Source organism: Idiomarina sp. MD25a (assembly GCF_001870515.1).
GTDB lineage: Bacteria > Pseudomonadota > Gammaproteobacteria > Enterobacterales > Alteromonadaceae > Idiomarina.
In genome coordinates this window covers 492,986-506,457 of the sequence record NZ_MDGT01000002.1, presented here as the reverse complement: position 1 = coordinate 506,457, position 13,472 = coordinate 492,986, and the positions used below count along the sequence as shown (strand labels likewise).

Here is a 13,472-nt window from a genome sequence, read left to right as displayed (position 1 = left end):
GCTACTCTAGCCCCTTTTCCGCTGTTTCACTTTGGGTTGTTTTTGCTGGCCAATAGTAAATACCAGAACGACTGGTCAGTACCTTTTCGCCGTTAAATTCAACCATTTCGCCGAATACAGCACTGCTTGGATGTGTGTGTTCAGTCACGTCGAGAGAGGGAGTGATTGCTAAAATGACACCTGAGTTACCCACAATCCACTGGGTACCTTGAGTATCCGCGTAGCCACTCATCAAGTTGGCATCCGCTGGACTGTCAATTGCGGTATAACGCTCACCTAAGTCATCAGAGACGAAAATATTGCCACGCAAACCATAGGTCCATAACCGACCTTGATTATCAAAATGAGCACCAAACAATGATCCATCGTACGGCGGTGCAACCGACAACCATGATTCACCGTTATCCCGGCTCGCATATGCGGTGCCCGCTTCACCGGCAATAAATACATTGTCGCCCTGCGTAGCAATGGCGTTTAAGTGAAACCCATTCGGGTTATCTAGACGACCACTAATAAGTTGCCAGGTCGTGCCCTTATCTTGGCTGACCAACAAGGTGTTGTACGCGCCCACCGCCAGCACATCGCCATTGGCTAGCGTTTTAATATCTAATATCGGTTTTGAAGGACCTGTCTCTTGTTTTGCACGCTGTGCATTTTCTAAATAGAACTTGGCATCATCGAGCGCCCACTGCAAATCACCCGACTCATCACCTTCTGCGGCGATTTTTTGTTCAAGTTCTGCAATGCGTTGCTGATAAAACGCAACTTCAAGATCGAGCAGATCAAAACCATCAAAGATACGCTGCCAAGTATCGCCGCCATCGGTCGTTTTTAATATCACGCCATGGTGACCTGCGGCATAGCCTATTGAGTCGGATGCGAAGTCGACGCTGGTCAGTAACACACTGGTCGGAACATTAGCCTGTTTCCATGTGTTACTATCTAAATCTCGAGTGATGATATTGCCATGTGAACCGACCGCAACAAGGCGGTTAGATAGCTTAGCGGTTGCAATAAGCGGGTTTTTTATAATTAGTTTGCTGCTTGCTTGCATTGCCGGCGCGTAAATCACATCAAATCCTTGCTGCGACGACACATCGGTTTCTTGTGCGAATGCAAAAGTGCTCAAAACCCCACTGAGCAACAACCCAAAGCGGGTTGGGGACAGACGCATGGAACCTCCTAAACAAAAAAAATGTCTTAGAATTGTATAAGGTTATATTCATTTGAAAACCTTTTTCGCATATTTTCCTGCTTTTTTTAGTGAAACTATTGTCTTACAGGTCTAACCTCTGGCAAAGTGATGTACGAAAGTAGAACAACAAGGAAATTACCCATGAATAAACTGATGCTAAAAGCGGGTGTATTCGCCCTATCAGTTATCTCCGCCAGCGTAATGGCTAAGGTCACGCCTGACCAAGCCGATCGTTTAGGTAAGGATTTAACACCGATTGGTGCTGAAAAAGCCGGTAATGCAGACGGTTCAATTCCAGCTTGGAATGGTGGTTATTCTGATGCAAGCGTTGAAATTGTGCGCGGCACAGACCCGTTCGCAAGTGACGAACCACTGTTCACAATCACCCATGACAACCTCGACCAATACAAAGACAACCTGACGCCAGGTCAGATTGCGATGTTTAATAAGTATGACGATTACAAAATGATCGTTTACCCAACGCGTCGTTCTGCAACTTATCCTGACTCACTTTGGCCAAAAATTAAAAAGAACGCAGAAAATGCTGAGTTAGTGGCGGGCGGCAACGGTATTCAAAACTTCGAAGTCACGACTATTCCATTCCCTATTCCAGAGACCGGTGTTGAAGCCGTTTGGAACCATATCACGCGTTTCCGCGGTGGTAAGGTCACGCGTAATGTGGCTCAATTCCCAGTACTGGCGAGTGGCGACTTCGTTCCTGTTGAACTAAAAGAAACCTTGGTATTCCCAGAGTATCTGGAATCAGGCCGTGGCCCAGAAGATGACAACATCCTGTTCTATTTCTTACAAGAAGTAGAAGCGCCTGCGCGTTTAACAGGTACTGTATTGTTGGTACATGAAACCATTAACCAGGTTAAAGAAGGTCGTCGCGCGTGGATTTACAACGCCGGTCAACGCCGCGTTCGTCGTGCGCCTAACGTAGCCTATGATGGACCTGGTACAGCGGCTGATGGTCTTCGTACCTCAGACAACCTTGATATGTACAATGGTGCACCTGACAAGTATAACTGGGAGTTAAAAGGTAAGAAGGAAGTTTATATTCCTTATAACAACTTCAAAATCATGAACCCTGAATTGGACTATGATGAAATTATCCAAGCAGGTCACATGAATCAGGACCTCATCCGTTATGAAAAACATCGCGTGTGGGTTGTCGAAGGCACCCTTAAAGACGGTGAGCGCCACATCTATTCTAAGCGTACCATGTACTTAGATGAAGATACGTGGACAGCGTCTATCATTGACCATTACGATGGTCGTGGTGAATTATGGCGTGTCGGCGAAGCGCTTAATACTCAGTTCTATAATCAGGACGTACCATGGATGGCGGCCGAAGCGCTGTACGACCTTAACTCAGGTCGCTACATTTCGTTAGGTCTAGGTAACGAAGAAAGTGATTACATGAATTGGGACATTGAACCAGACCGTAGTGACTTTACTACTAACGCATTGCGTCGTACCGGTTTCCGTTAAGCCGTACGTTTTGCAAACATCAAAAAAGGAGGCGTCAGCCTCCTTTTTTATTTTTTCCAGTCACCTGCTAACTTATCTAATCGTACCATCAAGCTTGAAGTGTCCCAGCGCGAGCCTCCTAGGCTCTGCACTTCAGCATAGTATTGATCGATCATCGCAGTCGACGGCAGCGCGGCTCCATGACGATTTGCCTCGGCAATCGCAATACCCAAGTCTTTACGCATCCAGTCAACAGCAAAGCCGTGATCATATTCTTGGTCCCACATGGTTCTATAGCGATTAACCAATTGCCATGAGCCAGCAGCGCCTGCACCGATGGCATCGACCAACGCATCAGGATCCAACCCTACTTTCCGTGCCAAATGCAGCCCCTCAGCCACGCCTTGTATGACATTGGCAATGCACACCTGATTAACCATTTTAGCAAGCTGACCTTTACCCGCTTCGCCCATACGCACGATTTTCTTCGCATAGCAGTTCAATACAGGCTGCGCTTTATCAAAGGTTGCTTGTTCACCCCCGACCATCGTTGTAAGAATGCCCTTCTCTGCGCCTGCTTGACCGCCAGAAACCGGAGCATCCAAGAATTCACCCTGATGTTGCGTAACTGCCGTATCGAGCTCACGCGCAAGATCGGCCGACGCCGTCGTATGGTCAATAACGATTGCGCCAGACTTTAACTGCGCGAGTAAGCCGTCATCACCATAAAAAACGCTACGCACATCGTCATCGTTACCCACGCAAACCATCACAAAGTCTGCATCAGCTGCCGCTTGAGCGGGGGTATCGGCGCGACGCCCTTGGTACTCATTAACCCACTGTTCAGCTTTGCTTGGTGTCCGGTTGTAAACACAAACATCAAAGCCCTGTTGCTGTAGGTGGCCTGCCATCGGGTACCCCATCACACCCAAGCCGATAAAACTGCAACGTTGTGCCATGCCTCTCTCCTTAATTGTTATTCGCTGGCTTTGCGTATCAACCAATGCTGATAGCGGCCTAACTCCCGAAAGGGAGATTGTTGGTTATACTCCATTTCTAGGTCAAGCAGCTCATCATACCGTTGTTGATGCTCTACCTCACGTAGGTAATCATGAAAACAGCGGACACCTGTTTTCGACTCAACGCAGAGCTTGGCGTCTGCTATCCACTGCTCGACGTCTTGCGGGCGACGTGGTTGCTGAGGGCTCAGTCGAACGGTTTTTTTGACCTGTAAACCACGTGCTATATAGTCAAAGTTACCGTACACCGCATTCGCCATCAATTGCGCATCTCTGTTGTAAAACATGAGCGACAGCGTGCCACCTGGCTTGAGCAGCTTGGCAAGGTGCTGCAGCGCGGCTTTACCATCATCAACCCACTCCAATACTGCATGACATAAAATCAGGCTGAATTGCTGGTCGGGTAGCTGTGTTGCCAATTCTTCGAGGGGGGCTACCATATATTGTGCTCGGCGCGTTAAACCCAGTTGTTCGTGGTTTTGTTGAGCTTCTATCACCATATCCTGGGCAATATCCGTATGAATAACTGCATGCCCCTTAGCAAGAAACCATTCATTCACTTGCCCGAGGCCTGCGCCAACATCCAGTATCGTTCGCTTAGGTCCATCAACGAATGGCGCTAAGTCACGCTTTAGCACGGCCATACGAAGTCGCCCCTTGGTCGAACCATAAATATTACGAGCGAACTTTTGGCTAATCCCGGTAAAGTTACCGCGTGATTGTTTTTTCTTCATGCTGGGTTATCGATATCGACAAAGCTCACGTCGAGGTTAAATTGTTGTCCCAAATGTTCACCGAGTGCTTTCACACCATAGCGTTCGGTCGCGTGATGCCCCGCAGCGAAAAAGGCAATCCCCTGCTCGCGGGCACTGTGCACGGTTTGCTCGGATACCTCGCCCGTAATAAATGCATCAACACCGAGTGCGGCCGCTTCATCAATAAACCCTTGTCCGCCCCCCGTGCACCATGCCAATCGGCTAATCGGTTTTTGACAAGGTACATAGCACGTCAATGGGCGGTTTAGTTTTTCAACTAACGCGTTGGCCAGCTGCTCACTGGTATGAGACTGTTGCACGCGACCAAGCATCAATACGCTACCCGGATCGCTAGGATTAGCCGTACCGTCGATTGACCAATTCATTAGCTTGGCTAATTGCGCGTTATTGCCCAATGAAGAGTGGGCATCGAGCGGCAAGTGATAAGCAATCAAGTTGATATCGGCTTCCAACAACGCCTTAATACGACGTTTTTTCATCCCCACAATAGGCTGAGGTTCGTTTTTCCAAAAATAACCATGATGCACTAACAGTGCATCAACACCCGTAGCGATGGCCTGATCGACGAGAGCCTGACTTGCTGTAACACCTGTCATGATGCGCTTTACATTCGATTTGCCTGCCACTTGCAAGCCATTAGGACAAAAATCTTTTATTTGACGTGCTTTTAACAACTCATCTAAATAATCAGTGAGCTGACTTACTTCAATTGTCATGTATTCACCTACTTTTACGGCGTATTTACCGAATATTTTACCTTAAATTAGACATAAATCCGAAAAAACGGTATAAACATATGGGTAGACTACTTTTTAATCGTTTCTGTTAAATTTTTATAATCGAATAGGGTTTGATTAATGAGCAAACTGGATAAAGATAAAGTTCTCGCAGATTACACCGCAGCTTACAAAAAGGCACATGGTAAAGCCCCATCAATTGAGGCGAAAAGCGGTTGGTACAGTGTTAACGGCGGTAAGAACGTTCGCTTGGCGCAGCTTGCAGAAGAAGCTGAAACACTGGCTGCAGATCAAGGTGCAACACCGGCTAAAAAAGAAAGCAAACCCAAAGCCCCAGCGAAATCTAAATCTAAGCCGGCCGCTAAAAAAGCAACGGTTAAATCAGGCGGTAAAGGCGGACTCACTGCAAAAGAACTATGGCAGCAAAAGCTAGCAGAAAAAGCCGGCAACTGTCGCTTACCTCGTGGTTCTTAATGCTACTTGTCGAGCAAAAAAAAACCAACCTCGAAGGTTGGTTTTTTTATTTGAAACGATAGATTACAAGACGTCTGGGTTACGCCCCGCAACCCGTTCAATCGGCACTTTAATTTTGCGATAACGATAAACAATAAATTCTTCACGTTTAAAGCTTATTAGCTCAGCGCCAAAGTCAGCTTGAGAGACTAAATACGAGCCATCTTCATTCTGTTGCTTCACGATACCGAGCTTACCGCAGTGCGGGCCTCGTTTAACAAAAATGGTCTGACCGTTGATGCGCGGATTGTTATAGGAAAACGTCGGTCCTGCCATAAATGACTCAACTACCTTAAAATTCAAAGATAGCTATTATATCGACCACTGCGCCATTTTCTACAATCATTTCTGCGCTAATTACTGTTTGCCAATGTAAAGTGTAATCTCGCCAACGGGCAGACCATACTTGTACATCTGGGTACGGTTGATCATGTTGTTTTCATCGACCAAATACATCCAATCATCTAGTGATAGTGACATCATCTCACCATCAACCTCGACTTGCAGCACGTACTCCCAATTCAACGCATTACCAGCCGTTGTGCCCACCGCTACGCCCTCTACATCCGAGGCGCGGCCTTCATAGGTGTTGGGGCCTGTTTTAGTTAGCTTCCAAATACGCTCTTGAGTGCGACCATCAGCATAAGTAAACTGTTCATCGAGCGTTCCTTCATTGCCTTCCCAAGTGCCTTGCATCTCAACCGTGAAACGCTGAATGACCTTACCTGCATAGTCTTGTACCACACCGTGTGCAACCAAATCACCGTTGAAGAACTCTTCCAACTTGAGTGCCGGTTGTTCACCTTGGTAATCTTCAATTGCCGTCGAGCACGCCGTTAAGGAAAGCAGCGTTAATATCGCCAACGTCCATTGAGTAATGCGTTTTTTACTGTTTCCCAATAAGTTCATCTCTCTCCTCCTCAAATCGTGACTCTGGCGACAACCAAATCGCTAAAAACTGCTCTGTAAACTGAGCTGACTCAATGACGCCCAGTTGCTTTTCGCCTTGATAAAAAGCTGCGTAACCTTGCTCAGTCTCTCTTAATAACAGGCAATCATCTTCTTTGATATCAGGCCACATTGCGGTGAGTTGATCGAGCCACTGCGACTGTTGTTTAGTGTTAAAGCCAAGCTTTTCCCATTCTTCTGCGGTTGTCTCGACTAAATCTTTGGCTTCGATATCGCGCAAATAACGTAACAGCAGTGCCTTCGACGTTTGTTTTCGTTCGGTCCAATTAAACTGGCCGTTAGGTGTGTATAGATAAGCGTCATACACATCCCAAAACAACACACTCAAGCGCGTTTGGCCAACCTCTTGGTATCCTTCTGCAATGGGTTTTTTACATACCTCTAGCGGTTGTGCACTGACCATCGCACTGGCACCTAATGCCACCACGGCACCAATAGTTGGTATCAGCTTTGCATTCATAAGACTAACCTCTCGTTAGGGCTTGCAGTCATTGCTCGGCAGAAAAACAACATAAAGAGACCCCACACTACGGCATAAACGAGCAAAGTCCACACAATAGAGTCCGCTGTGCCGGCACCAAACCCAATACCGACGTAATAGGTAAACGGTCCAGAAATCGCGCCCAAAAGAGCTGCCACTAACGGCATTTTTGCCAACCAGTCCAAGGCAACGGGTGCCATAGCAGCAAAGCCGACCCACAACAACGCGAGCCATAATGGGAAAACCGCGCCAACAAAATCGATAGCACCGACGCTAATGGCAATAGCCTCTAGCAATAGACCCACCGCAAATAATTGCGCCATTTTCTTTATAGTGACTTGAGCAACCCAATAACTATATCCGAGCTGCGCTATAGCCAATAAGACCGTCAACCACAGGTAATCATTACGTCCTGCAACGGCACTTAGCCACAGCACGTTAAATAATACGAAGCTAACGATTTTGTGTTGTAGCGAAGTTGACATAGATCTCCTTGGAGGTGCGTTAAGACGTCTTCGACGCAGTGACTTGTACTACAGATACGGTTTTTTCTAGAAATCCGCCTTCGCAATAGCCAAAATAATAATTCCACAATCGCGCGAAACGGTCATCGTAACCGTACTCTTCTAACTCAGCACGTCTGGCGTAGAAACGGTCGCGCCAGCACGCTAACGTCTTAGCATAGCTTTCGCCGAAGTCTCGCACATCTCGCACCACCAACGATGTTTCTTTCTTAAACAAGTCGGTCATCAGCGACAGCGACGGTAAAAAACCACCTGGAAAAATGTGCTTCTGAATAAAATCGACCGATCGCGAGTAACTATCATAGCGTTGGTCGGCAATGGTAATTGCCTGGATGCTCATTAAACCATTAGGCTTTAAACGGTCATTGCAGACTTGGAAAAAACCCGGCAAAAAACGCTTACCTACCGCTTCGATCATTTCGACCGATACCAATTTATCGTACTGACCAGTGAGATCGCGATAGTCTTCTTTCAACAGTGTGATACGGTCTTCCAGTCCGAGCGATTTGATACGCTCCGCTACATATTGATACTGCTCTTCAGAGATCGTTGTAGTCGTCACTTGGCAACCATAATTCTGCGCAGCAAAAATTGCTAAGCCGCCCCAGCCAGTACCTATCTCTAATAGGTGATCCGTAGGCTTCAACTCCAATTTCCGACACAGACGATCCATCTTATTTAATTGAGCTTGTTCAAGTGTCTCATTGCCTTGTAAGAACAAAGCACTCGAGTACTGCATATTTGTGTCTAAAAAACGGGTGTACAGCTCATTACCTAGATCATAATGCGCTGAAATGTTCTTCTTGGCTTGCGCTTTATGATTTCGATTAGCCCAGTGACGGTATTTATTGATTGGGAATGTAAGCCAAGCAACTTTTCGCTCCAACTTATCGAGCGCATCCATATTCCGTGCGAACACTTGAATTACAGCGGTTAAGTTCGGCGTTTCCCACGCTTTATCAATAAATAACTCCGCGGCGCCGATGCTTCCGCCGGTCAACAAGCGCACATAAAACTTAGCATCTAGCACATTAATTTCAGCACTTAAATCTGAATACTTGTCGCCATAATGACCCACCAGTTTGCCTTGTTCTTTAACGACCAACTGGCCTTCGCCTAAATGCGCAAGCAGTGCCTGTGTCATACGTTTGGCTGCTTTGTCTATCCAGCCATAAGTCAGCGGTGCTTGCATTACAGTTTCGCCTTGAGACATCGATCGTACCCTTTATCTGGTCTTGCTCTTTTTTGTTTTGGGATGGTCATATATCGGAATACGCTTAATAAACAACTTCAACGCTTGCCAATAGATTCCACCGATTATTCGTAGCGCCATAAACGGCATTGTCTTCATTACGTGTTTTATCGATTTACGGTTTAATTCACTCCTAGACAACTTCATGCCCGCTATAAACTCAGCCTTTTCACGACAGGCTTTTATAGTGACCGACAAGTTGTCCTGTGGAGGTTCAATATACCACCGATATCGCATATCCATTGGATTAAATGGTGAGACATGAAACGCCTTATCATGCTCAGGTACGGCTTCACTCAAATCGATTAGATAATAGTGTCTTTCTAACCATGGCGTGTTGCTAACTTCTGCTAGAACATGAGTAAACTGGTTACCCTGTTGTAGGAAATACAAATTGAGTGGCGAAAAATAAATGCCAAAGCTACGCAGATTACCAACAAACCAGATTCGACCGCTAAGCGCTCGCGAATTGAGCTGGTTCATTTTTTCAAGCACAGCCGTTTTTAAGTCCCCTGTTGAGCCCCGTAAGTAATCATTACGCCTGAACCACAGCGGCGCAAAGCCTCGGGTACTGAGCCAGCGGCTTTGCTGGTGGATATCATCCAATTCATCAAGGCACACGCACCACTGCATAAAACGGTAGTTAAATTGGTGATGTTTAGGCGTGCGGCGTTCATGAAACACCCGCCCCCAATAAATACCACTATCCATTATCTATATTGAGCTCCGGTGCAATCATATTAACTACATCAATGGCACTATGTACGCCGTCTTCATGGAACCCGCTATACCAGTAAGCACCACAAAAATAGGTATTGCGATGACCATTGATCAGGTCTCTATCTTTGCGAGCAGCCATTGAAGTTGTACTATATTGAGGGTGTGCATAAAACAGCTTTTTAATCACCTTGTCCGGATTAATAGCCTCACTATTATTGAGCGTAACAAGGTAGTGCGCATGCGTCTTTAAACCCTGCAAAATATTCATGCTGTAGGTAACTGAACTTGGCTCACGCTGCGCCGACTCACCGACTCTTAAACGATAATTCCAGCTCGCCCAAGCGGCTTTTCGAAGCGGCAATAGAGCACGATCGGTGTGCAATACAACCTCATTCAGTTTATAGGGGATGCTACCCAAAATACGCTTTTCCTCGTCGCTTGCGTCCACCATGAGCGCCAGTGCTTGGTCGCTATGACAAGCAAAAACCACTTGGTCAAAGTGTTCAACATGGCCGTCGATGAAGGTCAACGATGCGCCCTTTTCCGTACGTCGGACTTCGGTAATATCTTCCGATAGACGTATGCGGTCGCTAAACTTTTTAGTCAGTTTAGGAATATAGGCGCTCGAACCACCTTCGATGGTATGCCACTGCGGTCGATTGCTGATATCTAACAGGCCATGGTTTAAGAAAAAACGTAAGAAAAAGCCTAACGGAAACTGGTAAGCATCTTTTATGCTTGAAGACCAAATTGCAGAGATCATCGGTAGCAAATAAAAGTGGGCGACTTGCTCATCTAAATTCAGCGAATCGATGAACTCACCCAAGGTTATATGGTCGTTATCGCTATTCTCTTGTGCAGCCTTTTTTGCCGCTTCGTTAAACGTAACAATACCTTTAAGTAATCTATAAAACTTGGGTCGAAACAAGTTACGTTTTTGGGCAAACAAAGTAAGTAAAGTATGTCCGTTATACTCAAGACCTGACTCTGGATCTTGCACACTAAAACTCATTTCAGTATCACGCCACGGTACCCCTACTTCAGTCATCAGACGTTTGAAACGCGGATAGGTTCTATCATTAAACACGATAAAGCCGGTATCAACGCCCACGGGACCTGTTTTATCATCGACCTCAATGGTATTTGTATGACCGCCGATATAATCGTTTTTTTCGAATACCGTCACCTCATGGTGGTCAGTTAAGTAATATGCCGTTGTTAAGCCTGCAATACCACTTCCTACAACTGCTATTTTCATTAATTTCCCTTCGACATACGTTTACTGAGCGCTACTTGCCACGCTTGAGGCAGAATAGACATGGTTTTTAACATCAATGTAAAAATGGTAGGAAAACCGATATCCCGCTTGTTCTTGTCGATACCTTTGCGAATACACTGAGAGGCATAATCGACAGAAACTCGCATCGGCATTTCAAAATCGTTAGCATCGGTCATCGGGGTTTTAACAAACCCCGGTGAAATTGACAGCACTCGAATACCTTTAGGTGCAAGATCCACTTCTAAAGACCGAGCTATATAATGAATGGCTGCCTTCGAGCCACCATAAGCTTGCGCGCGGGTAAACGGCAGCAATCGCGCGAGACTACCCACCAGTACTAATTTTGAGCCTGGTTGCAATGTACGTAGCAAACCTTGAACACAATTCATTGTGCCTTGCACATTAACCGTAAATACCCGTTCAAAGAGCTCTGCGTCAAATGATTCAATATCCAAGTATTCACAGACACCCGCACTCAAGATTGCGACATCGATTTGATTGATAGAACCTAAAAGCTCAATCGTTTTTTCACGGTCAACGGTGTCAAATTGTAATGTTTCGACATAGTCAGGAAACTCGTCCGCCAGCTTCTTCAGCGCTTCGGCATTACGCCCGCAAGCGATCACGTTGTGACCCTCACAGGCATAATCTGCGACGAGTTGTTGGCCAATTCCGCTAGTAGCACCGGTGATGAGCACTTTCATGATGACACCAGCCTTTGTTTAATCTTATCAATAACAAACCCAACTAACGGCACGTGCTCATATAACATGGCGCCGAGATCGTAGTGGTCTTCTTGCAGTCTTATTTTTTCGTCTTCAAACTGCACATGTGAGACGCCTGGTAGAATAATTTCACGTCCATTAGCTAACTTCGGATGTGAAAAGCGCATTTGCCAACTCAAATAAGCCTGCTTATCGCCAACAACCTCATCTTCAAACGTAAAATGGCAGTACTCTACGTTTTCCATTGTATGCTCAAAATATTTGCGCAAGTCGTCACGGCCCACGACTTGGTGAATAGGATCATTAAAAGCAACATCGTCATGATATATCGAGTCTAAATCATCGAGTTGATCCGTCGAAAATTCCTCGTAAAAGCTCTTTAGCTTTTCTACTAACTCTTTATTATCCATTTTTCACCTGCTTAAACGTCGATAAGAATCGCTCACGTGCCTCGCTATGATCGACTATCGGAGACACGTACCCCGTTTTGTGCTGTTTCAAATACGAATGTGGCCAATGAATATGTTTACTCGGTACATCCGCTAATTCTTTAACCCAAGTACGGATGTAGGTTCCCTCGGGATCAAATTTCTCACTCTGGCGGACAGGATTAAAGACGCGGAAGTAAGGCACCGCATCAGTACCGACCGATGCACTCCATTGCCAGCCGCCGTTGTTAGCGGGAAAGCTGCCATCCACCAGGTTACGCATAAAGTACTGCTCACCTTTGCGCCAATCGATCAGTAGATCTTTGACTAAAAAATTAGCCACAATCATGCGCAAGCGATTATGCATCCATCCCGTCTCATTGAGCTGTCGCATGCCGGCATCGACGATAGGAAAGCCTGTGCGCCCGTCACACCAAGCTTGAAAATCTTCTTCAGCCTCTCGCCAAGGTAACCCTTGGGTTTCGGTTTGGTAATTTTCACCTCGGCTTAACCGCGGTTCATGAAACATGAGGTGCTGGTAGAACTCGCGCCACGCCACCTCCGTTAGCCAAGTGTCTGCGCCGGGCTCAAGTCCGTGTGGAAATTCCGGTGAAAAAGATGACAATGCACGCGCAACCGTTTTCGGTGCAATCGCGCCCATTTCAAAGTACGCGGACATCATCGATGTTCCGTCAACGGATGGCTGGTCGCGGCGCGCTTTATAGTCGTCAACCTGATGTTCAATAAATTGACCCAGTTTGCCCATAATGGCTTGTCGTCCGACTGGATAGTCTTGACTATTTTTACGTTCTAACGGACACGGCGGTAGCTCGGTGCTGGTTGCTACGGTATTTTCAACACTCCAAGACTCTGGGGTCCAATCATTGATTTTAGCAACCTCTTTACGCCAAGCTCGATTGAACGGTGTGAACACTTTGTAGTAGCCGCCCTGCTGTGTTTCTACGTATTCTGGTGCGACCAATAAGTTGCCGTCAAATAGCGCTAAGTCAATATCGCGTTGCTTGAAGCATGCATCAGCTTGCTTGTCCCGTTTAACTTCGTCTAGCGGATATTCACGATTAGCGTATACGGCATGAACATCGTTTTGTTCGCAAAAGTCAGCGATTGCAGCCCCACTTTGACTAAACCGTTCGATAACAAAGATAGAAAAGCCGATGCCCTTATCTGCAAGCTCCTCTTTAAACGCGGCCAGGTGACGCCACCATAAATCGACTTTTATGGGTGCCCAATCATGCGCTTGCCAGGTACGCTTTGGCACTAGAAATACAGCATATACCCGATCATGGTTAGCACATGCAGCATCTAAGGCAGGATTATCAACGGTTCTTAAATCACTCCTAAACCAAACAACAGCGGCCAT

The 13,472-nt window shown here is 46.4% G+C and carries 16 protein-coding genes; 2 read left to right on the top strand and 14 right to left on the bottom strand.

Annotated elements, in window-relative coordinates:
• Position 1: 1 nt before the first annotated feature.
• Positions 2-1,174, bottom strand: a complete 1,173-nt coding sequence (locus BFR57_RS03665; RefSeq protein WP_071462681.1) for a YCF48-related protein — start codon at positions 1,172-1,174, stop codon at positions 2-4.
• 162 nt (positions 1,175-1,336) lie between these two features.
• On the opposite strand from BFR57_RS03665, the gene BFR57_RS03660 reads away from it, so the two are divergent.
• On the top strand, positions 1,337-2,689 hold the full coding sequence (locus BFR57_RS03660; protein WP_071462680.1) for a DUF1329 domain-containing protein: 1,353 nt from the start codon (positions 1,337-1,339) through the stop codon (positions 2,687-2,689).
• A gap of 47 nt (positions 2,690-2,736) precedes the next feature.
• On the opposite strand, the gene BFR57_RS03655 is transcribed toward BFR57_RS03660, so the two are convergent.
• From BFR57_RS03655 to BFR57_RS03645, 3 genes are read right to left on the bottom strand one after another with little or no spacing between them, the layout of a single operon-like run.
• Positions 2,737-3,627, bottom strand: coding sequence for an NAD(P)-dependent oxidoreductase (locus BFR57_RS03655; RefSeq protein WP_071462679.1), 891 nt, complete (start codon positions 3,625-3,627; stop codon positions 2,737-2,739).
• A 17-nt stretch (positions 3,628-3,644) separates the two neighbouring features.
• Complete coding sequence (locus tag BFR57_RS03650) at positions 3,645-4,421, bottom strand: methyltransferase domain-containing protein (RefSeq protein ID WP_071462678.1); 777 nt, start codon at positions 4,419-4,421, stop codon at positions 3,645-3,647.
• The gene (locus BFR57_RS03645) at positions 4,418-5,179 is read right to left on the bottom strand and encodes a Nif3-like dinuclear metal center hexameric protein (protein ID WP_071462677.1); all 762 of its coding nucleotides are present in this window, start codon (positions 5,177-5,179) and stop codon (positions 4,418-4,420) included. The genes BFR57_RS03650 and BFR57_RS03645 overlap by 4 nt, the downstream gene beginning before the upstream one ends.
• Before the next feature lie 141 nt (positions 5,180-5,320).
• On the opposite strand from BFR57_RS03645, the gene BFR57_RS03640 reads away from it, so the two are divergent.
• The gene (locus tag BFR57_RS03640; protein ID WP_071462676.1) at positions 5,321-5,674 is read left to right on the top strand and encodes a hypothetical protein; all 354 of its coding nucleotides are present in this window, start codon (positions 5,321-5,323) and stop codon (positions 5,672-5,674) included.
• A 63-nt stretch (positions 5,675-5,737) separates the two neighbouring features.
• Here the strand turns inward: BFR57_RS03640 and BFR57_RS03635 are convergent, their stop codons facing one another.
• The 10 genes from BFR57_RS03635 to BFR57_RS03590 form a co-directional block, all read right to left on the bottom strand.
• A complete protein-coding gene (locus BFR57_RS03635; RefSeq protein WP_071462675.1) occupies positions 5,738-5,989 on the bottom strand; it encodes a DUF3912 family protein in 252 nt (83 codons plus the stop codon).
• Between the two features lie 81 nt (positions 5,990-6,070).
• Positions 6,071-6,622, bottom strand: a complete 552-nt coding sequence (locus BFR57_RS03630; RefSeq protein ID WP_071462674.1) for a DUF3833 domain-containing protein — start codon at positions 6,620-6,622, stop codon at positions 6,071-6,073.
• Positions 6,600-7,142: a chalcone isomerase family protein gene (locus tag BFR57_RS03625; protein WP_083405018.1), complete on the bottom strand. Its 543-nt coding sequence runs from the start codon at positions 7,140-7,142 to the stop codon at positions 6,600-6,602. Before BFR57_RS03625 ends, BFR57_RS03630 begins: the two co-directional genes overlap by 23 nt.
• On the bottom strand, positions 7,139-7,648 hold the full coding sequence (locus BFR57_RS03620) for a DUF2878 domain-containing protein (RefSeq protein ID WP_071462673.1): 510 nt from the start codon (positions 7,646-7,648) through the stop codon (positions 7,139-7,141). The genes BFR57_RS03625 and BFR57_RS03620 overlap by 4 nt, the downstream gene beginning before the upstream one ends.
• A gap of 19 nt (positions 7,649-7,667) precedes the next feature.
• The gene (locus tag BFR57_RS03615) at positions 7,668-8,900 is read right to left on the bottom strand and encodes a cyclopropane-fatty-acyl-phospholipid synthase family protein (protein ID WP_071462672.1); all 1,233 of its coding nucleotides are present in this window, start codon (positions 8,898-8,900) and stop codon (positions 7,668-7,670) included.
• A 12-nt stretch (positions 8,901-8,912) separates the two neighbouring features.
• Complete coding sequence (locus tag BFR57_RS03610) at positions 8,913-9,650, bottom strand: DUF1365 domain-containing protein (RefSeq protein ID WP_071462671.1); 738 nt, start codon at positions 9,648-9,650, stop codon at positions 8,913-8,915.
• Positions 9,643-10,917, bottom strand: coding sequence for an NAD(P)/FAD-dependent oxidoreductase (locus BFR57_RS03605; protein WP_071462670.1), 1,275 nt, complete (start codon positions 10,915-10,917; stop codon positions 9,643-9,645). Before BFR57_RS03605 ends, BFR57_RS03610 begins: the two co-directional genes overlap by 8 nt.
• A complete protein-coding gene (locus tag BFR57_RS03600) occupies positions 10,917-11,642 on the bottom strand; it encodes an SDR family NAD(P)-dependent oxidoreductase (protein ID WP_071462669.1) in 726 nt (241 codons plus the stop codon). The genes BFR57_RS03605 and BFR57_RS03600 overlap by 1 nt, the downstream gene beginning before the upstream one ends.
• A complete protein-coding gene (locus BFR57_RS03595) occupies positions 11,639-12,073 on the bottom strand; it encodes a nuclear transport factor 2 family protein (protein WP_071462668.1) in 435 nt (144 codons plus the stop codon). The genes BFR57_RS03600 and BFR57_RS03595 overlap by 4 nt, the downstream gene beginning before the upstream one ends.
• Positions 12,066-13,472 carry a deoxyribodipyrimidine photo-lyase gene (locus BFR57_RS03590; RefSeq protein ID WP_071462667.1) on the bottom strand — a complete coding sequence of 469 codons (1,407 nt, stop codon included), beginning with the start codon at positions 13,470-13,472 and terminating at the stop codon, positions 12,066-12,068. Before BFR57_RS03590 ends, BFR57_RS03595 begins: the two co-directional genes overlap by 8 nt.